At 67.3% G+C, this 20723-nt stretch carries 21 protein-coding genes, 1 pseudogene and 1 riboswitch; of the genes and pseudogenes, 13 read left to right on the top strand and 9 right to left on the bottom strand.

Going from position 1 to position 20723, the window contains the following annotated elements; genetic code table 11:
• The first annotated feature begins 2 nt into the window (after positions 1–2).
• The 3 genes from EV665_RS25460 to EV665_RS25450 all read left to right on the top strand — a co-directional run bounded on the left by EV665_RS25460 (position 3) and on the right by EV665_RS25450 (position 3471).
• Positions 3–1433, top strand: coding sequence for an MFS transporter (locus EV665_RS25460; protein ID WP_133036202.1), 1431 nt, complete (start codon positions 3–5; stop codon positions 1431–1433).
• 36 nt (positions 1434–1469) lie between these two features.
• A riboswitch (glycine riboswitch) is annotated at positions 1470–1560 on the top strand.
• Between the two features lie 149 nt (positions 1561–1709).
• On the top strand, positions 1710–2951 hold the full coding sequence (locus tag EV665_RS25455; RefSeq protein WP_133036201.1) for a D-amino acid dehydrogenase: 1242 nt from the start codon (positions 1710–1712) through the stop codon (positions 2949–2951).
• Positions 2952–3039: 88 nt separating this feature from the next.
• On the top strand, positions 3040–3471 hold the full coding sequence (locus EV665_RS25450; protein WP_064334631.1) for a GlcG/HbpS family heme-binding protein: 432 nt from the start codon (positions 3040–3042) through the stop codon (positions 3469–3471).
• Between the two features lie 85 nt (positions 3472–3556).
• Here EV665_RS25450 and EV665_RS25445 read toward each other — a convergent pair whose 3' ends face one another.
• Complete coding sequence (locus EV665_RS25445) at positions 3557–5041, bottom strand: MFS transporter (protein ID WP_133036200.1); 1485 nt, start codon at positions 5039–5041, stop codon at positions 3557–3559.
• A gap of 87 nt (positions 5042–5128) precedes the next feature.
• Between EV665_RS25445 and EV665_RS25440 the strand changes: the two genes are divergently transcribed.
• Entirely contained in the window at positions 5129–5704 is a 576-nt protein-coding gene (locus EV665_RS25440) for a TetR/AcrR family transcriptional regulator (RefSeq protein ID WP_133036199.1), read from the top strand.
• A 66-nt stretch (positions 5705–5770) separates the two neighbouring features.
• On the opposite strand, the gene EV665_RS25435 is transcribed toward EV665_RS25440, so the two are convergent.
• From EV665_RS25435 to EV665_RS25410, 6 genes and pseudogenes are all read right to left on the bottom strand, one after another.
• Entirely contained in the window at positions 5771–6103 is a 333-nt protein-coding gene (locus EV665_RS25435) for a hypothetical protein (RefSeq protein WP_133036198.1), read from the bottom strand.
• Positions 6100–6993: pseudogene (locus EV665_RS25430) on the bottom strand (NAD(P)-dependent oxidoreductase); the annotation flags it as partial. The gene EV665_RS25435 and the pseudogene EV665_RS25430, both read right to left, overlap by 4 nt.
• A complete protein-coding gene (locus EV665_RS25425; protein WP_162853159.1) occupies positions 6984–7466 on the bottom strand; it encodes a gluconokinase in 483 nt (160 codons plus the stop codon). The pseudogene EV665_RS25430 and the gene EV665_RS25425, both read right to left, overlap by 10 nt.
• Before the next feature lie 22 nt (positions 7467–7488).
• Positions 7489–8244 carry an SDR family oxidoreductase gene (locus EV665_RS25420; protein ID WP_133036195.1) on the bottom strand — a complete coding sequence of 252 codons (756 nt, stop codon included), beginning with the start codon at positions 8242–8244 and terminating at the stop codon, positions 7489–7491.
• Between the two features lie 67 nt (positions 8245–8311).
• Positions 8312–9343: an L-idonate 5-dehydrogenase gene (locus tag EV665_RS25415; RefSeq protein ID WP_133036194.1), complete on the bottom strand. Its 1032-nt coding sequence runs from the start codon at positions 9341–9343 to the stop codon at positions 8312–8314.
• Between the two features lie 10 nt (positions 9344–9353).
• Positions 9354–10301: a 2-hydroxyacid dehydrogenase gene (locus tag EV665_RS25410; protein ID WP_133036193.1), complete on the bottom strand. Its 948-nt coding sequence runs from the start codon at positions 10299–10301 to the stop codon at positions 9354–9356.
• 167 nt (positions 10302–10468) lie between these two features.
• Between EV665_RS25410 and EV665_RS25405 the strand changes: the two genes are divergently transcribed.
• The 6 genes from EV665_RS25405 to EV665_RS25380 all read left to right on the top strand — a co-directional run bounded on the left by EV665_RS25405 (position 10469) and on the right by EV665_RS25380 (position 16766).
• On the top strand, positions 10469–11965 hold the full coding sequence (locus EV665_RS25405) for a sugar ABC transporter ATP-binding protein (protein WP_133036192.1): 1497 nt from the start codon (positions 10469–10471) through the stop codon (positions 11963–11965).
• 17 nt (positions 11966–11982) lie between these two features.
• Entirely contained in the window at positions 11983–13032 is a 1050-nt protein-coding gene (locus EV665_RS25400) for an ABC transporter permease (protein WP_133036191.1), read from the top strand.
• A gap of 49 nt (positions 13033–13081) precedes the next feature.
• A complete protein-coding gene (locus tag EV665_RS25395; RefSeq protein WP_133036190.1) occupies positions 13082–14182 on the top strand; it encodes an ABC transporter substrate-binding protein in 1101 nt (366 codons plus the stop codon).
• Between the two features lie 132 nt (positions 14183–14314).
• Complete coding sequence (locus EV665_RS25390) at positions 14315–15220, top strand: SMP-30/gluconolactonase/LRE family protein (protein WP_133036189.1); 906 nt, start codon at positions 14315–14317, stop codon at positions 15218–15220.
• An 11-nt stretch (positions 15221–15231) separates the two neighbouring features.
• Entirely contained in the window at positions 15232–15651 is a 420-nt protein-coding gene (locus EV665_RS25385) for a GlcG/HbpS family heme-binding protein (RefSeq protein WP_133036188.1), read from the top strand.
• Positions 15652–15755: 104 nt separating this feature from the next.
• Positions 15756–16766: a LacI family DNA-binding transcriptional regulator gene (locus EV665_RS25380; protein WP_064334620.1), complete on the top strand. Its 1011-nt coding sequence runs from the start codon at positions 15756–15758 to the stop codon at positions 16764–16766.
• Here EV665_RS25380 and EV665_RS25375 read toward each other — a convergent pair.
• Positions 16763–17602, bottom strand: coding sequence for a LysR family transcriptional regulator (locus EV665_RS25375; protein WP_133036187.1), 840 nt, complete (start codon positions 17600–17602; stop codon positions 16763–16765). The two genes, EV665_RS25380 and EV665_RS25375, sit on opposite strands and share 4 nt — an antisense overlap.
• A gap of 90 nt (positions 17603–17692) precedes the next feature.
• Between EV665_RS25375 and EV665_RS25370 the strand changes: the two genes are divergently transcribed.
• A complete protein-coding gene (locus tag EV665_RS25370; RefSeq protein ID WP_133036186.1) occupies positions 17693–18337 on the top strand; it encodes an FMN-dependent NADH-azoreductase in 645 nt (214 codons plus the stop codon).
• Complete coding sequence (locus EV665_RS25365; RefSeq protein ID WP_133036185.1) at positions 18334–18678, top strand: DMT family transporter; 345 nt, start codon at positions 18334–18336, stop codon at positions 18676–18678. Before EV665_RS25370 ends, EV665_RS25365 begins: the two co-directional genes overlap by 4 nt.
• Positions 18679–18753: 75 nt before the next feature.
• Here EV665_RS25365 and EV665_RS25360 read toward each other — a convergent pair whose 3' ends face one another.
• Complete coding sequence (locus EV665_RS25360) at positions 18754–19752, bottom strand: AraC family transcriptional regulator (protein ID WP_133036184.1); 999 nt, start codon at positions 19750–19752, stop codon at positions 18754–18756.
• Positions 19753–19944: 192 nt separating this feature from the next.
• Between EV665_RS25360 and EV665_RS25355 the strand changes: the two genes are divergently transcribed.
• Complete coding sequence (locus EV665_RS25355; protein WP_133036183.1) at positions 19945–20712, top strand: 3-hydroxyacyl-CoA dehydrogenase; 768 nt, start codon at positions 19945–19947, stop codon at positions 20710–20712.
• Positions 20713–20723 lie beyond the last annotated feature (11 nt).

The raw sequence follows: 20723 nt of genomic DNA, 5'->3' as shown, positions 1-20723 counted from the left end.
CGATGTCTTCCATTCCCTCTCCGCCGATACCGCTTCACCGTACCCGCATCGTCCCGGCCGTCGTCGCCGTGGCCTTCTTCATGCAGATGCTGGACAGCACGATCATCGCGACGTCGCTGCCGGCGATGGCGCAGGCCTTCTCGACGGATGTCGTGGCGCTCAACATCGGCTTCACGGCCTATCTGCTCGCCATGGCCGTGTTCATACCGCCGGCCGGCTGGCTTGCCGACCGGTTCGGCGCACGCGAGGTCTTCCTGACGGCGATCGTGCTTTTCACGCTTTCCTCCGTCGCTTGCGGCTTTTCCGGCTCGCTTGCCGAGTTCACCACGGCGCGGCTCCTCCAGGGCGCATCCGCCGCGCTGATGACGCCCGTCGGGCGCCAGCTCGTGCTGCGCGGCGCGCCGAAGGCGGAGCTGGTGCGCGCGATCGCCACCATCACCTGGCCGGCGCTGATCGCGCCGGTGGTCGGGCCGCTGATCGGCGCCTGGGTCACCACCCATGCCGGCTGGGAATGGAATTTCTTCATCAACCTGCCGCTCGGCCTGGTCGGCGTGCTGCTCGTCCTGTTCTTCGTGCCGCAGGCGCCGGCCGAGGGGGCTCGACCCTTCGACCTGAAGGGGTTCCTGCTGACGGGAAGCGCGCTCGCGCTGACGCTTGCCGGCCTGGAACTCTCCAGCGCGCCGACGGGCGGCGCCGGCACGCTCGCCGTCCTTGCCATCGGCCTTGCCGCCGGCTGGGTCGCCATCCGCCATCTGAGGCGCGCGCCGCATGCCCTGCTCGACATGGCCGTACTCAAGGTGCCGACCTTCGCCTTCGCGACGCTCTCGGCCGGCACTGCCGGCCGGCTTGCGGTCAATGCCACGCCCTTCCTGCTGCCGCTCCTGTTCCAGGTCGGCCTCGGCCTCGATGCCGTCGAGACCGGCTCGCTCGTCCTCGTCTATTTCCTCGGCAACCTGATGATGAAGAGCGTGACGACGCCGGCACTCCGCCTGTTCGGCTTCCGCACGCTGCTCGTCGTCAACGGCATTGTCGCCGCGCTGACGATCGGCGCCTTCGCCCTTGTCGACGGCGATACGCCGCGTCTCCTGCTCTTCGGGCTGCTGATCGCCTGCGGATTGTCCCGCTCGATGCAGTTCACCGCGCTGACGACGATCGCCTTTGCCGATGTCACGCCTACTCAGCGAAGCGCGGCGACGACGATCTCGGCCATGCTGCAGCAACTCGCGCAGCTTCTCGGCGTCGCCGTGGCCGCCGCCGTCATCCGCCTCTCGGCCGCCCTTTTCCCCGAGGCCGCCGGCGGCAGCATGCTGACGGACATCCGCGCCGCCTTCCTGTGCATCGCCGCCATCGGCCTCGTCTCGGCCCTGCGCTTCCTCGCGCTGCCCGCCGGCGCCGGGGCGGAAGTTTCGGGACACCGGCGCTTCCCCTCTTGATTCTCTTCAATATTGCGGTAGCCTGCGCGCGTTCGACAAGACTGCATGGGAGAGATCGGCCGGAAGGCCGGCGCCGACGGAGCAACCCCCCAGGAAACTCTCAGGCACCAGTGACCGTGCAGTTGAACGATCTGGAGAGAGGCGCTGCGAGCGTCCACCGAAGGGGAAAGCCGCCGCGGCCGGGCCGTGACGGGTAAACTCTCAGGTACCGTGACAGATTGGGGAAAACGCGGGCTCCGGCCCGTACCCTGATGTCATACGGAGCGAGAGACTTATATGCCCCATATCGCCGTTATCGGCGCCGGTATCACCGGCGTCACCACTGCCTATGCCCTCCTGGAACGCGGCTTCGACGTGACCGTGCTGGAAAGCCAGCGTTACGCCGCCATGGAAACCTCCTTTGCCAATGGCGGCCAGCTTTCCGCCAGCAATGCCGAGGTCTGGAACCATTGGTCCACCCTGTTCAAGGGCGTCAAATGGATGATGCGGAACGACGCGCCGCTGCTGATGAACCCGCGGCCGACCTGGCACAAATATTCCTGGCTCGCCGAGTTCGTCTCGAACATCATGCGCTATCGCGACAACACGGTGGAGACGACGCGGCTGGCGATCGCTGCCCGGCAGCATCTCTTCTCCATCGCCGAGCGCGAGAACATCGATTTCGACCATGTGCGCCGCGGGATCCTGCACATCTACTGGGACAAGGCGAGCTTCGACCATGCCGCGAAGGTCAATGCCCTGCTGACCGAGGGCGGGCTCGACCGCCGGGCGGTGACGGCCGAGGAGGTCAAGTCGATCGAGCCGACGTTGCACGGAGCCTTCCACGGCGGCTTCTACACGCCTTCGGATTCGACCGGCGACATCCACAAGTTCACCTCGGGCCTTGCGAAGGCCTGCCAGCGCCGGGGCGCCCGATTCCTCTTCGATGCCCGCGTCACGGCCATCGGCAGGAACGGCGCGTTCCGCATCGGCTATGCGACGGGCGAGGGTGCGGAACACCAGGTCGAGGCGGATGGCGTCGTCGTCTGCGCCGGCACGGCCAGCCGCCAGATCGCTGCCATGCTCGGCGACCGGGTCAACATCTATCCCGTGAAGGGCTATTCGATCACCGTCCATCTCGATGACGAGCGCAGCCAGGCGGCGGCGCCCTGGGTGAGCCTGCTCGACGACCGGGCGAAGATCGTGACCAGCCGCCTCGGCCCGGGCCGCTTCCGCGTCGCCGGCACGGCCGAGTTCAACGGCATGAACCGCGACATCCGCCACGATCGCGTCAAGCCGCTCGTCGACTGGACGCGCATGCTGTTTCCCGAGGTGGATACCAATCGTGTCGTGCCCTGGGCGGGCCTGCGCCCGATGATGCCCAACATGATGCCGCGGGTCGGCAGGGGGCGCCAGCCCGGCGTGTTCTACAATACCGGGCACGGCCATCTCGGCTGGACGCTTTCGGCGGCGACCGCGCAGATGGTGACGGACACGATTGCCGGCGAGATGGCAGCAGACCGCGCCATCGCCGCCTGATAGAAGAACGACGAACCTTTCGACACTTCAGGTCCCGGCGGCAGGCCGCCGGGACCTTATGGAAAACCGCAACCCTACGAGGACAGACATGGCCGAACTCACCCTTGCCGCCGCCAACAGCATCATCGCCGCCGCCCTGGAGGCTGGCGCTGAAGCCGGCTTCAAGCCGCTCACCGTGGCGGTGCTCGATGCCGGAGGGCACCTGAAGGCCTTCCAGAAGCAGGACGGCGCCTCCATGCTGCGCTACGAGATCGCCTTCGGCAAAGCCTACGGCTCGCTCGCCGTCGGCATGGGCTCGCGCTGGCTGGACAAGAACGCGAAGGAACGTCCGCATTTCATCGAGGGCCTGACCGCCGTTTCGGGCGGCAGGATCGTCGCCGTTCCCGGCGGCGTGCTGATCCGCGATGCGGCCGGAACGCTGCTCGGCGCGGTCGGCGTCACCGGGGATACCTCCGACAATGACGAGATCTGCGCGGTCGCCGGCATCAAGGCCGCAGGCCTCGTCGCTCAGGTCGACTGAGGGCCGACGTCCGTCGGCTTCCTGCCGGTCGAGAGCGAAAACCGCGCGCAGATTCCTGTCGGCCGGCCGAGGCGTTGCCTGATGGTCAAGCGCGACGGCGCGGGCTCAGTTTCCAATAGAGCGTGAAGGCGACCGCAATCAGCATCGCCACGGCGGCGCCGACGACACCGACGAAGGCGTGGTCGAAGGCGGACTGGGCGAGGGCGATCACCTGTTGCGCCTGGTCCGGCTTGAGGCCATCGGCAAGGATCAGCGCCTCGTCGATGCTGTCGCGGGCCTCGTCGGCGAGCACCACGCCCTGCGGCACGATCATCGCCTGCGAATAGAGGGCGGACATCAGGCTCCCGAGCAGGGCGATGCCCAGTGCTCCGCCCAGTTCGAACGAGACCTCCTCCACCGAGGCGGCCATGCCGGCCTGCTCTTCGGGCGCCGAGAGCATGATGACGGTCGACGCCGCCGTCATGGAGGCGCCGGCGCCGAAGCCCATCGCCGCGAGCGCCGCGATCCAGTAGACTGTCGGACCCTGGTGGGTGGCGAGGAAGGCGGCGAGCGCAAGGCCGGACAGCAGCAGCGCGGCCCAGAGCACCCGTTCGCCGCCAAGGCGCGGCAAGGCGAGCCCGGTAAGCGGCCCGGCGAAGAAGGCGGCCGCGGGGATCGGCAGGATGAGCAGGCCGGCCTCCAGCGGGGAATAGCCGAGCACGAGCTGCAGCCGCTGGCTGAAGACCAGCTCCACGCCGATAAGGGCGGCGGAGGCGACGAGCGCGGTGGCGACGCCCGCGGTAAAGCGTGGATCGGCAAAAAGCGCGAAATCGATCAACGGCGCCGCGCTGCAGCGCTGGCGGCGAATGAACACCGCCATGGCCGCAAGGCCGATGACAAGCGCGATGACCGCGCTTTCCCAGGAGGGATCGCGCTTTCCCGCTTCCTTCACGGCATAGGTGAGGCCGACGAGGCCGAACATCACCTGCACGGAACCGAGGAGATCCCAGGGGCGGCTGCGGTCTCCCGCGCGGCGGGTGAGCAGCACGGCGCTTGCCGCCAGCGCGACGAGCACGACCGGAACGTTGATCAGGAAGACGGAGCCCCACCAGAAATATTCAAGCAGCAGCCCACCGACGACCGGGCCGAGCGCCGCCCCGCCCGAGGCGACCGCGGCCCAGATGCCGATCGCAAAGGCCCGTTCCTTCTCATCCGTGAAGGTGAGGCGGATGAGCGACAGCGTGGCAGGCATCATCATCGCCGCCCCGGCGGCCAGGGCGACGCGCGCGGCAATCAGCAAGGCGGGCGAGGGGGCGAAGGCCGCACCGAGGGAGGCGAGGCCGAACACGATGAGGCCGGCCATGAACATCTGCTTGTGGCCCAGCCGGTCGCCTAGCGTGCCGAGGCCCGGCAGGAAGCCGGCAACGACGAGGGGATAGGCGTTGACGATCCAGAGCTTTTCGGCCGCGGTGGCGGAAAGCGCGTGCGTCAGTTTGGGCAGGGCCGTATAGAGCACCGTCATGTCGATGACGATCAGGAAGAGGGCGCTGGAGACGACGGCGAGGACGAGCCAGCGTTTACCACGGGACATCGGTATGATCCTTGGGCATGGTGTTTCGCGGTTGCATGCGCGTGGGGCGCTATATAAATACATTCGTATTGAAATGGAAGAGGTGAGATGGCAGGACGACCGCGCAGCATAGATCGCGACCGCGTTCTGGACGCCGCCGAGGCCATCGTGGCCGCCGACGGCGCGGCGGGCCTGACCTTCGATGCCGTTGCGCGCGCCGCCGGCATCACGAAGGGCGGCGTGCAATATTGCTTCGGCACGAAGGAGAACCTGATCCGCTCGATGATCGAGCGCTGGGGCAGCACGTTCGAGGCGGAGGTGATGGCGCATGCGGGAAACGACCGCTCGCCGCAATCCGTCATCCGCGGGCACCTGCTGGCGACCCGCGACAGCGACGAGGCGGAATATTCACGCTCCGCCGTGATGATGACGGCGCTCTTGCAAAGCCCCGAACAGGTTGCGGCGAGCCGCGTCTGGTACACGCATCGCCTGGCGGGGCTGGACATGGATAAGGCGGAGGACAGGCAGGCCGCGCTCGCCTTCCTCGCCGGCGAAGGTGCCTTCCTGCTGAAGGCCTTCGGCCTCATCGATATCACCGAGGCCCAGTGGGCGGCCCTGTTCGCCGACATGCTCACCCTTGCGGGCGAGCGTGAGGACGGAAAAAGGGACGGGGAAAAGGGTTAGGGCAGGTCCGGCGCCGACGCGATGCCACTTCGGCCGAAAACATTCCGGATGCGAGGGAGGCGGGGCTCAGAGCCTGTATTCGCTGGCGAGCGTCACATGGTGGTGGATGCGGCCTTCGAAGAATTCGGCCAGAACCGACTCGGTCGCCGCGCGGGCTTCGGCGCGCACCGGGCTTGCCAACGCCTCCTCGACGGCCGCAAGGCTCGGATAGTTGGTGGCGAGGATCATCGGCAGTTCCGGCGCACCTTCGTCGCGGGCCTCGGCAAACGAGACGCGCACGTCGGTGGCATGTGGAAACTGCCGCCATTTCGGCAGGATGCGCTCGATGACGGCCTTGCGGAAGGCGTCGGTCCGGCCCTCCTTCACCTTGCCCTCGAACAGCGCGTAGCGGGTGATCATTCGAAGTTCTCCTTGTTCGGCCCCCGGAAGAATTCCATCAGCGCCGCCTGGTCCTCGCCGCCGAGGCCGGCGGCCGTCAGCATGCGGTGGATCTCGGCACAGGCCGCCGTCAGCGGCATGGCGGTGTTGGTGCGGCGGGCAAGGTCCTGTGCGCCGGAAAGGTCCTTCACCATGTTGTCGATGCGGCCCGTGCGGCGGTAGTCCTTCGCCACGAAGCGCGGCATGTATTCCTGCAGGATGGCGCTGTCGGCCCGCCCGCCCTTCAGCGCCTGCGGGATCTTTGCCGCGTCCACGCCGGTATCGAGCGCCAGCTGCGTCGCCTCGGCGACGGCGAGGAAGCCGAGGCCGCACAGGACCTGGTTGATCAGCTTGGTCGTCTGGCCGGCGCCGACCGGGCCCATATGGGTGTAGTTGCTGGCGAGGTGTCGCAGGACCGTGTGCGCATCCGCCACGTCGTCCGCCGTTCCGCCGGCCATCAGCGTGAGCTGGCCGTTCAGCGCCTTCGGTGCCCCGCCGGACAGCGGGCTGTCCACCCAGCGCAGGCCCTTTTCCGCCGCATCGGCGGCAAGCTGTTTCGTGGCGTCCGGGTCGATCGAGGACATGTCGATGATGAGCGTGCCGGCGCGTGCACCGGCGGCGATGCCGGCCTCGCCGAAGACGGCGCGGCGCACGATGGCCGGCGAATTGAGGCTGAGGATCACATAGTCGCTGGCCGCGGCGGCCGCGGCGGCCGTGGGCGCCGCAGTCGCGCCCCTGTCGACAAGCACCTGCACCTTTTCCGGGTTCGGATCGAAGACGGTCAGGCGGTTGCCGGTTTCGGCAAGCCGCGTGCCGATGGCGCCGCCCATGGCGCCCGCGCCGATCAGCGCGACGGTGTTCGTCATGACGGGGTCTCCTCCAGTTTCGCGGCGATACGGTCGACGATGCTTTCGAGCGTGTCGTCGATATCGACGGTCATGGCATTCTCGTCTTGCGCCGGCGGCTCGAGGGCGGCGAACTGGCTGTCGATGAGGCTTGTCGGCATGAAGTGGCCGGCGCGTGCGGCCATGCGGGCGGCGATCAGCTCCTTCGTGCCGGAGAGATGGACGAAGGTGACGGGGCCTCGTGCCTCGCGGGCGATGTGGTCGCGGTAGCGGCGCTTGAGGGCCGAGCAGCCGATGATCAGGGTGCCGCCCGGCTGCGCGAGCGTGCGGCCGACCAGGGTCAGCCAGGGCCAGCGGTCCTCGTCGGTCAGCGGCTCGCCGCGGCTCATCTTCTCGATGTTTGCCGGCGGGTGCAGGTCGTCGCCATCGAGATAGTTCGCGCCGATACGGCCGGCAAGTGCCGCGCCGACGGCGGACTTGCCGCAGCCGGCAACGCCCATCAGGACGATACGCCTGTTTTCCTCAGAGCGAGGCCGTGATGCCGCCGTCGACATAGAGCGTGTGTCCGTTCACGAAGGAGGAAGCGTCGGAGGAAAGGAAGATGCAGGCGCCGACCAGCTCCTCCACCTTGCCCCAGCGGCCGGCGGGCGTCCGTTTTTCGAGCCAGGCGGAGAAGGCGGGATCGGCGACGAGCGCGGCGTTCAGCGGCGTGTCGAAATAGCCGGGCGCGATCGCGTTGCATTGCAGGCCGTATTTCGCCCAGTCCGTCGCCATGCCCTTGGTGAGGTTGCCGACGGCGCCCTTGGTGGCGGTGTAGGGGGCGATGCCGGGGCGGGCGAGCGCCGTCTGGACGCTGGCGATGTTGATGATCTTGCCCGCGCCGCGGCCGATCATGTGGCGGGCGATGGCCTGTCCGACATTGAAGACGGTGGAGACATTGGTCTTCAGGAGCCGCTCGAAGGCGTCGGCGGGAAAGTCCTCCAGCGGTGTACGGTGCTGCATGCCGGCATTGTTGACGAGGATGTCGATGGCGCCGACCTCCGCCTCGAAGGCATCGATTGCCGCGCGCACGGCTGCGTGGTCGGTGGCGTCGAAGGCGAGCGTGTGTTTCGCGCCGAGTTCCTTTGCCGCGGCCGCCAGCTTGCCCGCGTCGCGGCCATTGAGGATGACCTCTGCGCCGGCATCGGCAAGGCCTTTGGCGAGCGCAAGGCCGATGCCCTGCGAGGAGCCGGTGACGAGGGCGCGCTTGCCAGTAAGGTCGAAGAGTTGCGTGCTCATGGATCCTTTGTCTCTTTGTTCCCGCAAGGGCGGATGAAAGCCGTCTTACGCTTTCCTGCCATTGCCGTCAGGCAAAAGCGATCTGCGTCTTCATCGATTGCCCCTTGTCCGAGGCGATCTCGAAGGCCTTCAGGGCGTCGGCGAGCGCCAGCGTATGGGTGATCAGCGGTTTCACGTCGATCAGCCCGCCCTGCATCAGCTTCACCGCCACGGCGAATTCCTCATGGAAGCGGAAAGAGCCGCGCAGGTCCAGTTCCTTGGCCGTGATCGCCATCATCGGCAGGCTCATTTCGCCGCCGAGGCCGAGCTGCACGATGACGCCGCGCGGGCGCAGCGCCTGGATGCCCGCGACGAGCGCCGGCTGCGCGCCGGAGCATTCGTAGAGCACGTCGAAATATCCTTTGTTCTCGCTGAACGGAACAAGGCCGTCACGGTCTTCCGACAGGTTGACCGTACGGTCCGCGCCGACCGCGCGGGCAAAGCCGAGCGCCCGTTCGGAGAGGTCGGCTGCGACGATCTCGGCCGCACCCGCGCGCCTTGCGGCGAGGATCGACAAGGTGCCGATCGGCCCGCAGCCGGTGACGAGCACGCGCTTGCCCAGCATTTCGCCGGCCCGGCGCGTGGCGTGCAGCGTGACCGAAAGCGGTTCGGCCATCGCGGCCTCCCCGGCGGAGAGGCCGTCGGCCTTCACGCACTGGCTGGCCTTGGCGACCAGCCGCTCGCGGAAAGCGCCCTGGATATGCGGGAAGGGCATGGCCGAGCCGTAGAAGCGCATGTTGAAGCAATGGTTCGGCAGGCCCTTGAGGCAATAGTCGCAAGCCCCGCAGGGCCGCGAGGGCGAGACGGCGACGAGATCGCCGATGGCAAGGCCGGAGACGCCCTCGCCGAGCGCGGCGACATGGCCGGCCACTTCATGGCCGAGGATCATCGGCTCTTTCAGCCGCACCGTGCCGAAACCGCCGTGGTTGTAGTAGTGCAGATCCGAGCCGCAGATGCCGCCGGCGGCAAGGCGGATCTCCACTTCGCCGGGGCCGGGCGCCTCAACGGCGCTCTCCTCGATGCGCAGGTCCTTCGCCGCGTGGATGACGATCGACTTCATGGTCTCTTCCTCACAGGACCGGGGTCGGCAGCGGGCGGCCGTCGAAATGGGCCGACAGGTTGTCGAAGACGAGCTGGCCCATCGCCTTGCGCGTCTCGACCGTGCCGGAGGCCATGTGCGGCTGGAGCAGGACGTTGTCGAGCGCAAGGAAGCGCGGATCGAGGTTCGGCTCGCCCTCGAAGACGTCGAGCGCAGCCGAGCCGAGCGCCTTGCTTTCGAGCGCATCGAGAAGGGCGTCCTCGTCGATGTTGGAGGCGCGGGAGATGTTGATCAGCATGCCCTCCGGCCCGAGTGCCGCGATGACCTTGCGGCCGACGATGTGGCGCGTCTCGGCGGAGGCGGCCAGCGTGACGAAGAGGAAGTCGGAGCGGGCGGCCAGTTCCACCGGGTCGGCGATGAAGGTCCAGTCCCCGGCAAAATCCTTCGGGCCGGTATCGCTGTAGGCGATGCCCATGTCGAAGCCGGCAAGGCGCTTGGCGACCTCGTAGCCGATGCGGCCGAGGCCGAGAATGCCGGCGCGCTTGCCGTGCACGCGGCGCTTCAGCGGGTAGAGGCCTTTTTTCGCCCAGTCGCCGCTTTTGACCCATGTCTCGCCACCGATGACGCCGCGCGCCTCGGCGAGCATCATCGCCACGCCGAGGTCGGCGACGTCCTTGGTCAGCACGTCGGGCGTGTTGGTGACGCGGATGCCGCGCTCGCGGGCGGCGGCAAGGTCGACCGCGTCGAAGCCGACGCCGTAGACGGAGATGACCTCCAGCTTCGGCAGCGCCTCGACCATCGCCCGGTTCGCCCCAAGCTCGCCGCGCGTGGCGATGCCGCGGATGTTGGCGCCGTGCGCGGCCAGGAATGCCGCCTTGTCGGCCGCCTCGAAATAGCGGTGCATGGTGAAGTTGGCGTTCAGGCGCTCTTCGTCCCACGCTGGGTACGGCCCAACCTGCAACAGCTCGATCTTGCTCACGGGATTCCTCCGACATGCGTTTTGTTATCGATAACATATCGAGCCGAAGGGAATTGTCCAGCCCCATTTCGAAAAGCTATGGGGGGAGTCGAAGAGGCTTATGCAGTGCCCTTGACAGCTATGTTATCGATACCATACGATCATCCCATCGGCTTTGGGAGGAGCAGGTGGAAACGCAGAAACTTCTGGAATTTCGTGCCGTTTCGAAGGAATTCGGTGGCACGAAAGCGCTGACGAACGTGTCGCTCGACCTCAGGAGCGGCGAGATCCTCGCGCTTCTCGGCGAAAACGGCGCCGGCAAGTCGACCCTCATCAAGACGCTCGCCGGCATCTACCGGCCGGACGGCGGGGACATCCTGTTTCGCGGCGAGCCCTATCACCATCGCCCGCCGAGGCCGAACGAACGCCAATCGGTCGCCTTCATCCACCAGGACCTCGGCCTCATCGAATGGATGACGGTGGCCGAGAATGTCGGCCTGGCGCAGGGCTTTTCGCTGCGCCGCAAGCTGATCGACTGGAACGCCACGGCGCGGCGCACCGCCGAGGCGCTGAAGCTGGTCGGCTGCGATTTCGATCCCTCCACCCGCGTGCAGAGCCTGACGCGCACCGAAAAGTCGCTGGTCGCCATCGCCCGGGCGCTCGCCGTCGAGGCCGACGTGCTCGTTCTCGACGAACCGACCGCGAGCCTTCCGGCCGACGAGGTGGAGCGCCTGTTCGATGCGATCCGGCCGCTCAGGGAACGCGGCGTGGCGATGATTTATGTCTCGCACCGCCTCGACGAGATCTTCCGCATCGCCGACCGCGTCGCCGTGCTGCGCGATGGGCATCTCGTCGGAGAGACGGCCGTCGCCGACACCAATCCGGACGAGCTGATTCGCATGATCGTCGGCCGCAAGGCGGACCAGCTCTTTGCCAAGGCTCATTCGACACCTGGTCCGGTGCTAGTATCGGTCGGCGATCTTGCCTGCCGTGGTGCCGGCCCCGTCTCCCTCGAGCTCAGGCAGGGCGAGCTTCTCGGCCTTGTCGGACTGCGCGGCGCGGGGCAGGAGCTGATCGGCCGCGCCCTCTTCGGCGCCGAACCCGCGACGGGCACGGTGACCATCCGCGGTGCGGCGCCCGATCTTTCCAGCCCGGAAACGGCGATCGCCTCCGGCATCGGGCTGATCGCCCGCGACCGGACGGAGGAATCGGTCGCCATGTCACTCACGCTGCGGGAAAACACCTTCTTCAATCCCGGCGCGTCCGGGCGCGGGCTTGCCACCTTCCTGTCGCCGGCCCGCGAAGCCGACATGGCCGCGGCCATCGGCGAGAAGGTTGGGCTGCGCCCCAACGACCAGGCGCTCGCCATCGAGGCGCTGTCGGGCGGCAACCAGCAGAAGGTGGTGGTCGGGCGCTGGCTTGCGACCGGCCGCAGGCTGCTGATCGCCGAGGACCCGACGGCCGGCGTCGATGTCGGTGCCAAGGCCGACATCTACCGCCTCATCGCGGCGGCGGTTGAGGAGGGGCTCGCCGTCCTCGTGATCTCCACCGACTTCGAGGAGATCGCGCATATCTGCCACCGGGCGCTCGTGTTCTCGCGCGGGCGCATCGTTCGCGAACTGTCCGGCGCCGACCTCACCACCTCCGCCGTCATCGCTGCGGCCTCCGCCTCCGAGGCGGCCTGATTTCCGGGAGAAAGACGATGCAATCCATCCAGTCCAACGCGCTCGAGCCGACGCCCGCCGAACTGAAGGGGCTGTCGACCGGCGAGAGGCTGAAGCGCCTCCTGCCGGTCTATGGCCTCGTCATCCTGACGGTCCTGCTCATCCTCGTCTTCTCGGTCCTGCTGTCGGATACGTTCCCGACGCTGCTCAACCTGCGCTCGATCATCGCCATCCTGTCGCTGGCCGCGATGATCCCCATGGCCTGCGGACGCATCGACCTGACCATCGGCTACGGCATCGTGCTCTGGCATATCCTGGCGATCAGCCTGCAGACCATGCTGGGCCTGCCCTGGCCGCTGGCGGTCGCCGTCGTTCTGGTGATCGGCGCGTTGACCGGCCTCCTGAACGGCCTGCTGGTCGAGGTGGCCAAGATCGACAGCTTCATCGCGACCCTCGGCACCGGCACGGTCATCTATGCCATCGCGCTCTGGCATACGGGCGGCCGGCAGGTGGTCGGCGTCTTGCCGGACGGGTTTCTCGCGCTGAACGGCACCATGCTCTTCGGCCTGCCGATCACCGGCTTATACGTGCTGGCGCTGGCGATCGTGCTCTGGATCGTGCTCGAATACCTGCCGATCGGCCGCTATGTCTATGCCATCGGCGCCAATCCGAAGGCCGCCGCGCTGAACGGCATTCCGGTCCGCCGTTTCGTCATCGGCGCCTTCATCGCCTCGGGCGTCCTCTCGGCCGTCGCCGGCGTGCTGCTCGCCTCGCGGCTGCGCATCGGCCAGGCGAGCGTCGGCCTCGAATACCTACTGCCGGCGCTCGTCGGCGCCTTCCTCGGCTCCACCACCATCAAGCCGGGCCGCGTCAATGTCTGGGGCACGATGATCGGCGTCATCATCCTTGCCGTCGGCATTGCCGGCATCCAGCAGTTCGGCGGCTCCTTCTTCGTCGAGCCGCTGTTCAACGGCGTCACGCTGCTCGTCGCCATCGGCATTGCCGGCTATGCCCAGCGCCGCCGCGGCGCGGCGGGCGTCATCAAGCCGAAGGGCGCGCCGGGGGAAGCGGCCGGCAAGCCATCCTGAACCTTCGTTCCATCGTCGCATGTCTCACGTCCAAAGGGAGGACACTATCGTGAAACGCAGAGATTTCCTGGCCACCACGGCCGCCGCCGCCTTCGGCCTGATGCTCGCAAGCCCGGCCTTCGCGGATGCCATGGCGGATGCGAAGGCCGTCGTCGAGAAATATGCCAGCAAGGTCGAGAAATGGGACGGCCCGACGAGCGGTCCGAAGGCGGCGGAGGGCAAGACCGTCGTCGTGGTCGCTGCCGACATGAAGAACGGCGGCATCCTCGGCGTCGTCAACGGCATCGAGGAGGCAGCGGCCGCCATCGGCTGGAAGGTGACGGTGCTCGACAGCGCCGGCTCGATCGAGGGCCGCACCGCCTCCTTCGGCCAGGCGCTGACGCTGAAGCCGGGCGGCATCATCATCACCGGGTTCGATGCCATCGAGCAGCGCCCTTCCATGGAAGAGGCCAAGAAGGCAGGCATCCCGATGGTCGCCTGGCATGCCGCCCCGGCGGTCGGCCCCGTCGAGGATGTCGGCGTTTTCGCCAACGTGACGACGGATGCCATGGAAGTCTCCAAGGCGGCGGCCGACTATGCCTTCGTCGATGCCGGCGGCAAGCCCGGCGTGATCATCTTCACCGATTCGACCTATGCCATCGCTATCGCCAAGGCCGACAAGATGAAGGAGGAGATCGAAGCGCTCGGCGGCACCGTGCTGGAATATGTCGATACGCCGATCGCCGAAACCTCGCAGCGCATGCCGCAGCTTACCACCTCGCTGCTCCAGCGCCATGGCGATCAGTGGACGCATGCGCTGGCGATCAACGACATCTATTTCGATTTCATGGGCCCGTCGCTTGCCGCGGCCGGCATTGCGGGCGATGGCGCGCCGAAGAGCGTTGCGGCCGGCGACGGTTCGGAAAGCGCCTATCAGCGCATCCGCGCCAGGCAGTACCAGTCCGTCACCGTGGCCGAGCCGCTCAACCTGCAGGGCTGGCAGCTCGTCGACGAGCTGAACCGAGCCTTTGCGGGCGAGCAATGGTCGGGCTACGTCTCGCCGCTCCATGTCGTGACGGTGGACAATGTCGAGTTCGATGGCGGGCCGAAGAACAGCTTCGACCCCGACAACGGCTATCGCGACGAATACAAGAGGATCTGGGGCAAATAGGCCTCCTTCCGGCGCCCGGGGGTGGGAAGACCCGCCCCCGGGCGCGATCAAAGCCCGGTCTCCATCGCCCTTGCCCGGGGCGGCATGATCGGTATCTTGCGCGGGCGTGTATTGTGAAGGAAGAGGAGCGCCATGTCGTTTTTCGAGGCCGAGGATCCGCTGTTCTCAACCTTCGTGCTGGGAAATGCGCCGCTGAAGACGCTGGCCGGCGGGTTCGACTGGGTCGAGGGCCCGGTCTGGTTCGGCGATCATGATTGCCTGCTGTTCTCCGACATTCCCAACAACCGCATCCTGCGCTGGAGCCCGACGCTCGGTATGAGCACGTTCCGCGAGCCCGCCAATTTCTCCAACGGCAACACGCGTGACCGGGAAGGCCGGCTCGTCACCTGCGAGCACGGCACGCGCCGCGTCACCCGTACCGAGCATGACGGCTCGATCACCGTCATCGCCGACCGCTACGAGGGAAAACGGCTGAACTCGCCGAACGATGTCGTCGTCGCCTCGGACGGTGCCGTGTGGTTCACCGATCCGCATTACGGCATCGCCTCCGACTACGAGGGCACGCGCGCCGAGCAGGAGCTGCCCTGCAATGTCTACCGGGTCGATCCGCTTTCGGGGGAGATCCGGGCGGTGCTCACCGATTTCCAGGGCCCGAACGGCCTTGCCTTCAGTCCGGACGAGACGCGGCTTTACGTTGCCGATACGGGCCGCATGTTCTCCAGCGATCCGCGCCATATCCGCGTCTTCGATGTCGGCAAGGGCTGGTCGCTCACCGGGGGCGACGTCTTCCACGTCGTCGGTCCCGGCTGCGCGGACGGCATGCGCGTCGATGCGGCCGGTAATCTGTGGACCTCGGCCGGCGACGGGGTGCACTGCATCGCGCCGGACGGCCGCCGGCTCGGGAAAATCCTCGTGCCGGAGACCGTCTCGAACATCTGCTTCGGCGGCCGGCATGGCCACCGGCTCTTCATCACCGCCTCCACCTCCCTCTATGCCGTCTCGCTCGCCATCCGCGGCGCGGTCCGGACCTCGCGATAGGAACGACAGACATGCCATTCACGGAAACGACCGCGAAGCTGACGGACGAGGGCGTGCTTGCCATGCTGAAGGGCGCCATCGAGGCCGCGAAGGCCTCGGGCCAGCCGCAATGCATCGTCATCGTCGACCAGAGCGGCGTGGTGCTCGGCTCCTTCCGCATAGGCGGCTCGCGTTATCTCTCGCTGAAGAGCGCGACGGCCAAGGCCCGCACCGCCGCCTCCATCGGCGCCCCGAGCCACAGCCTGCCCGACCATGCGAAGCTGCCGCTTGCGGCGGCCACCCAGGGCGAGGTGACGGGCCTTCGCGGCGGCTTGCCGATCCGCTCGGCCGGCGTGCTCCTCGGTGGCGTCGGCGTCGGTTCGGGCTCTGGGGAGCAGGACGAGGACGTCGCCCGTGCGGCACTGGCGGCGATCGGCGCGGACGCGGCGTGACCGGCCTTTGCGCGCGTGGGGATAACGGAACGCTCCGCTGTCGCCCGGCTTGCGGCATGGAAGGCCGGCGCGCTACGGTGTGGTAACGATAACGGAGCACGGGAATGCGCAACGACAAGGCACCGACCATGGCGGACATCGCCCGCAAGACGGGTGTCTCCCCGATGACCGTATCGCGCGCGTTCAAGTCCGGCAGCCTGATCAGCAAGGACACGCGCGACGCGATCCTGAAGGCGGCGGAAGAGCTCGGCTATGTCTTCGATTCCACCGCCTCGAACCTGCGCTCGCAGAAGACGGATTTCATCGCCGTCACCATCCCGTCGATCAACAATGCGAACTTCGCCGATACGGTCGGCGGCCTTTCCGAAACGCTGAGTGCCCGCGGCTTCCAGATCCTGCTCGGCTATACGAACTACGATGTCGAGGAAGAGGAGCGGCTGATTGAGCAGCTCTTGCGCCGCAAGCCGCAGGCCATCGTCGTGACCGGCGGAAAACACACGCCGCGGGCGCGGAGGCTGCTGGAGAACGCCAGCGTGCCCGTCATCGAGACGTGGGACGTGCCGGCCGAGCCGATCGGTCATTTCGTCGGCTTTTCCAATGCCGACGCCGTGCGCAGCATGGTCGATCATTTCGTGGCGGCCGGTTATCGCCGCATCGCCTTCATCGGTGGCGATGCGAGCCGCGACACCCGCGGCAGCGACCGCCGCCTCGGCTTCATCGCCGCGCTCGCCAACCACGGCCTCGACGCCTCGCGCCTCATCGATGCCGGCGTGCCGCCGATCTCGATGCGGGAAGGCGCCAATGCCATGGCGCGGCTGCTGGCGGAATTCCCCGATACGGAGGCGGTGATCTGCGTGTCCGACCTTTCGGCCTTCGGGGCGCTGACGGAGTGCCAGCGCCGCGGCGTGCCCGTGCCCGGCCGCATCGCCATCGGCGGCTTCGGCGACTACGAGATCGGCGGCATCTGCGTGCCGGCGCTGACGACCATCGACGCCCAGGCGCGGCAGATCGGCGAGCGCACCGGCCGCCTCATCCTCGATCTTCTCGACGACCGGCCGGACGTGCCGCATGTCACCATCGAGCCGCGGCTGATCGTGCGCGATAGTAGCCGCTAGGCCTTCAGCTGTGCCCGGAGCCTGCCGGCGGCAAGATCCATGAAGGCCTGGATGCGCGGCGTGCGGCGCAGGTCCGGATGGACGAGGAGCCAGACTTCCGATTCCAGCGCGCCGATGAAATCGCCCTGCCGGTCGAGATCGAACGACCGGTGGAGATAATCCGGCAGAAGCGCTCTTCCGAGGCCGGCTGCGGCGGCCTGGGCGGCGGCCCACATGCTGTTCACCCGCAGCACGATCTCCTCTTGCGCCACATGGGCGGCCAGCCAGCGGGCGGCGGGAATGGCCGAAAGGCTATCGTCGAGCGCAATCCATGGCAGGTCTTCCCTGGTTCCGCTTTTCGCATAGATCGCATAGCGGAATGCGCCCGCCCGCTGGCCGACCAGCGTTTCCGGCGGGGAGCGGGTGGGGCGGATGGCCACTTCGGCCTCGTAGCGCGCCATGTCTGCAAAGGTGTTGGAGACCACGAGATCGAAGCGGATGCCGGCATGTTTCCGGCGTACCGGCGGGAGCAGCGTGGAAACCAGCGGAACCAGGGAATCAGGCGTCGTGAGGGTGATGCGACCCGCAAGCCGCTGCTCACCGCCCGCCAGTTGTCGCCGCGCCTCGGCAAGGTTTGCCTCCATGGCTGTCGCGGCGCGGACGAGTTCGCTGCCGAGCGGGGTCGGGACGTATTGCCCGCCGAGCCGCTGAAACAGCGGCGCCCCGGCCTCCTGCTCCAATTCCTTCAACCGGCGATAGACGGTCGCAAGATGCACGTTGAGACGGGTCGCCGCGGGGACGGGCTTTCCGCTGCGTGCCAGGGCTGCGATCAGAAGAAGGTCGTCGGTCGACAGCATTTTCGCACCTTTGCGAACTGGTTTCGCAATTCATGCAGAAGAATTCGCGACGGTGCAAATTTATATGTCGATCCAGCAAAGGAGATCGACATGACCGAACTGTTGCACATCAAGGCTTCGCCCCGTGCGGACCTCTCCCATTCCGGCAAGGCGGCGGCGGGTTTCATCGCCGCGCTTGAAAAGCATCGCCCCGGCCTCCGGGTCCGCGAGATCGACGTCTGGAAGGCGGACCTGCCGGCCTTCGACGGCCCCTTGCTTGCGGCGAAATATGCGCGTCTCGCCGGCCGCCCCTTCACGCCGCAGGAGGCCGAAAGCTGGGCGGCGATCGAGGAACTGGTGCAAAGGCTCGACGCGGCGGAGGCCATCCTCATTTCCACGCCGATGTGGAACCTCTCCATTCCCTACCGGCTCAAGCATTATATCGACCTCGTGACCCAGCCGGGCCTCAGCTTCCGCTTCGATCCGCAGACCGGCTACACGCCACTTATGCGGCCGCGCCCGGTCGTTGCGATCCTCGCAAGCTCCGGCGATTTTTCCGAGGGCCCGTCCTGGGGCCGGCCCGATCTTGCGACGCCGTATCTGCGGCAGGCCCTGAAGTTCATCGGCCTTCGCGATGTGGACATCGTCCCCGTCGGCCCGACTGTCGGCAAGCCGGATGACGTGCTGGCTGCGGCGGAAAAGGCACAGGCGCAACTGGCCGCCCTTGCGGCACGGCTTGCGCGGGTGAACGCATGAGCGCGGCGACGGGTTGGATCTTCCTGGTCCTGTCCGGCGTGCTGGATGTCTTCTGGGCCCTGGCGACCAAGAAATCGAACGGCATGACCCATTGGGGCTGGAGTCTCCTTTCCCTCCTCCTGCTGGCGGCTTTCGTGTTCTCGCTCGCCAGGGCCTTGTCCGTCCTGCCGCTCGGCATGGCCTATGCGGTCTGGACGGGCATCGGAGCCGTCGGTTCTGTCCTCGTCGGCGCCATCGTGTTCGGCGAACCGCTGGGCGCCCAGCGCATCGCCTATGTGGCGATCATCGTGATCGCGATCGTCGGTCTGCATCTCGGCACAGGGAAGGAGGGTGCTGGCTGAGCGGGGTGGGGCCGGCCCCTGTTTGGCGACGGGACCGTCCGGCAACCCTCGCAGGCCTGCCCGGCCGGGCATCGTCTATGTCGGTGTCTCCCGGCGAAAACCGGCCGGGCTCTTCGCCGTCCATTTGCGGAAGGCGCGGTGGAAGGCACTGGGCTCGGAGAAGCCGAGCCGGGTGGCGATCTCCCCGACCCCGAGCGTCGTTGTCTGCAGCATCTCGATGGCGAGATCCCGCCGGATTTCATCGCGGATGGTCGCGTAGTTCTGGCCTTCCGCATGGAGGCGATGCCGGAGGGTCGAGGGGGACATGCGCATCTGCGCGGCGAGATCGTCGAAGGCGCCCCACGAGGTGGGGGGCACCTGACGAAGCCGCTTGCGGACGTTCGCCGCGAGGCCGGCATCGTAGCGGTAGCGCACCAGGATGTTGGCAGGGGCATTGCGCAGGAACTGTTTCAAGGCTTGCTCGCTGCGGGCGACCGGCAGCTTCAGCACGGAGGCATCGAAGGCGAGCCGGCTGACCGGCTGCAGGAAGCGTACGGGCGCGGCGAAGAACAGCCGATAGTCGGCGCCGTGATCCGGTTCGGCACAACAAAAATCGACCATGCGCAGCGGAATGCGTCGTCCGACGAGCCAGCACGTGATGCCGTGCAGCAGGATCCAGTACGTCCGGTAGGCGAAGGCGGAGCGCGGGCCTGCAAGATCTTGGAGCACGATCTGGGCCAGCCCGTCGGAAATGTCGAGATGGCCTTGCGGGTCCTCCAGCATGGCGTTCAGGAAGCGCAGCGCGCGCCGCAATGCCTGGTCGAGGGTCTTGGCATGCAGGATGCAATGGCACAGCAGGGTGAAGCTGCCGCTGCGCATCGGCCTGCCGCCCATGCCGAAGAACTCGTCGTCCATCTCGGCCGCGATCGCCAGCCACAGGGCACCATAGCTTTCGGCGGAGATCGGTGCGTCGATCCGGGCGGGCAGGCCGACGGAGGCCAGCACCTTTCCAGGTGCCTTTCCCTGCCGTTTCAGGCAGTCGATCGCCTCTTCCACGAAGAAGGGTGATATCATCCGCCGTCCGGTTTCCGTCATCGTCATGCCCTGCGGAATATGGTAAAACTGGCCGAAAGTTCGAGACGCTTTGGTCATCGCATGCAATACCGCGCCATCGTAGAGTGAGGCAAGATGGATGGGCGGGCGCCTGTCGAAGCTGTGCGACTCTGCAAGGCTCACGACACTTCGCGCCGGCCCTACGGACATGAACTGTGCTGAGGGAGAGCAGCCATGTTGATCCGCGCAAAGACCTTCGTCGTCACCGGCGGCGGTTCGGGCCTCGGTGCCGCCGTGGCGCGCATGCTGGTGGGCGAGGGTGCGAATGTCGTGATCGCCGATGTCAACGCGGAGGCCGGCGCGGCCACAGTCGACGCGTTGGGAGGCAGCACCGCTTTCATCCGGACGGACGTGACGCAGGAGAAGGATGCGGAGGCCGCTATCGACCTCGCGCTGGCCCGCTTCGGCCATCTGCACGGGCTGGTGAACTGCGCCGGCGTCGCGCCCGGCGAGAAGGTGATCGGCCGCGACGGGCCGCACCGGCTCGACAGCTTCGCCCGCACCGTCGGCATCAATCTCATCGGCACGTTCAACATGATCCGGCTCGCCGCCGCGGCCATCGCCCGGCAGGAGCCGGAGGCGGACGGCGAGCGTGGCGTCATCGTCAACACGGCCTCGGTCGCCGCCTTCGACGGGCAGGTCGGCCAGGCAGCCTATGCGGCCTCCAAGGGGGGCGTCGCGGCCATGACGCTGCCGATCGCCCGGGAACTGGCGCGCTCCGGCATACGGGTGGTCTCCATCGCGCCGGGCATTTTCGAGACGCCTATGATGGCGGGCATGCCGCAGGAGGTGCAGGATTCGCTGGGGCGCAGCGTGCCCTTTCCGCCGCGTCTCGGCAAGCCGGTGGAATTCGCGGCCCTGGTGCGCCACATCTTGGAGAACGTCATGCTGAATGGCGAGGTCATCCGCCTCGACGGCGCGTTGCGCATGGCGCCGCGCTGAGGCTGGTTCGG

Origin of the sequence: Shinella granuli (genome assembly GCF_004341885.1) — a bacterium.
Taxonomy (GTDB): Bacteria; Pseudomonadota; Alphaproteobacteria; order Rhizobiales; family Rhizobiaceae; genus Shinella; species Shinella granuli.
Note: the sequence above shows the minus strand (reverse complement) of the source record. Positions and strands in the feature narration are given on the sequence as shown.

Excerpts from the sequence above, each read along its gene's own strand:
- EV665_RS25460 (WP_133036202.1), top strand. The coding sequence starts at position 3 with ATGTCTTCCATTCCCTCTCCGCCGATACCGCTTCACCGTACCCGCATC.
- EV665_RS25455 (WP_133036201.1), top strand. The coding sequence starts at position 1,710 with ATGCCCCATATCGCCGTTATCGGCGCCGGTATCACCGGCGTCACCACT.
- EV665_RS25450 (WP_064334631.1), top strand. The coding sequence starts at position 3,040 with ATGGCCGAACTCACCCTTGCCGCCGCCAACAGCATCATCGCCGCCGCC.
- EV665_RS25445 (WP_133036200.1), bottom strand. The coding sequence starts at position 5,041 with ATGTCCCGTGGTAAACGCTGGCTCGTCCTCGCCGTCGTCTCCAGCGCC.
- EV665_RS25440 (WP_133036199.1), top strand. The coding sequence starts at position 5,129 with ATGGCAGGACGACCGCGCAGCATAGATCGCGACCGCGTTCTGGACGCC.
- EV665_RS25435 (WP_133036198.1), bottom strand. The coding sequence starts at position 6,103 with ATGATCACCCGCTACGCGCTGTTCGAGGGCAAGGTGAAGGAGGGCCGG.
- EV665_RS25425 (WP_162853159.1), bottom strand. The coding sequence starts at position 7,466 with ATGGGCGTTGCCGGCTGCGGCAAGTCCGCCGTCGGCGCGGCACTTGCC.
- EV665_RS25420 (WP_133036195.1), bottom strand. The coding sequence starts at position 8,244 with ATGAGCACGCAACTCTTCGACCTTACTGGCAAGCGCGCCCTCGTCACC.
- EV665_RS25415 (WP_133036194.1), bottom strand. The coding sequence starts at position 9,343 with ATGAAGTCGATCGTCATCCACGCGGCGAAGGACCTGCGCATCGAGGAG.
- EV665_RS25400 (WP_133036191.1), top strand. The coding sequence starts at position 11,983 with ATGCAATCCATCCAGTCCAACGCGCTCGAGCCGACGCCCGCCGAACTG.
- EV665_RS25390 (WP_133036189.1), top strand. The coding sequence starts at position 14,315 with ATGTCGTTTTTCGAGGCCGAGGATCCGCTGTTCTCAACCTTCGTGCTG.
- EV665_RS25385 (WP_133036188.1), top strand. The coding sequence starts at position 15,232 with ATGCCATTCACGGAAACGACCGCGAAGCTGACGGACGAGGGCGTGCTT.
- EV665_RS25380 (WP_064334620.1), top strand. The coding sequence starts at position 15,756 with ATGCGCAACGACAAGGCACCGACCATGGCGGACATCGCCCGCAAGACG.
- EV665_RS25375 (WP_133036187.1), bottom strand. The coding sequence starts at position 17,602 with ATGCTGTCGACCGACGACCTTCTTCTGATCGCAGCCCTGGCACGCAGC.
- EV665_RS25370 (WP_133036186.1), top strand. The coding sequence starts at position 17,693 with ATGACCGAACTGTTGCACATCAAGGCTTCGCCCCGTGCGGACCTCTCC.
- EV665_RS25365 (WP_133036185.1), top strand. The coding sequence starts at position 18,334 with ATGAGCGCGGCGACGGGTTGGATCTTCCTGGTCCTGTCCGGCGTGCTG.
- EV665_RS25360 (WP_133036184.1), bottom strand. The coding sequence starts at position 19,752 with ATGACGGAAACCGGACGGCGGATGATATCACCCTTCTTCGTGGAAGAG.
- EV665_RS25355 (WP_133036183.1), top strand. The coding sequence starts at position 19,945 with ATGTTGATCCGCGCAAAGACCTTCGTCGTCACCGGCGGCGGTTCGGGC.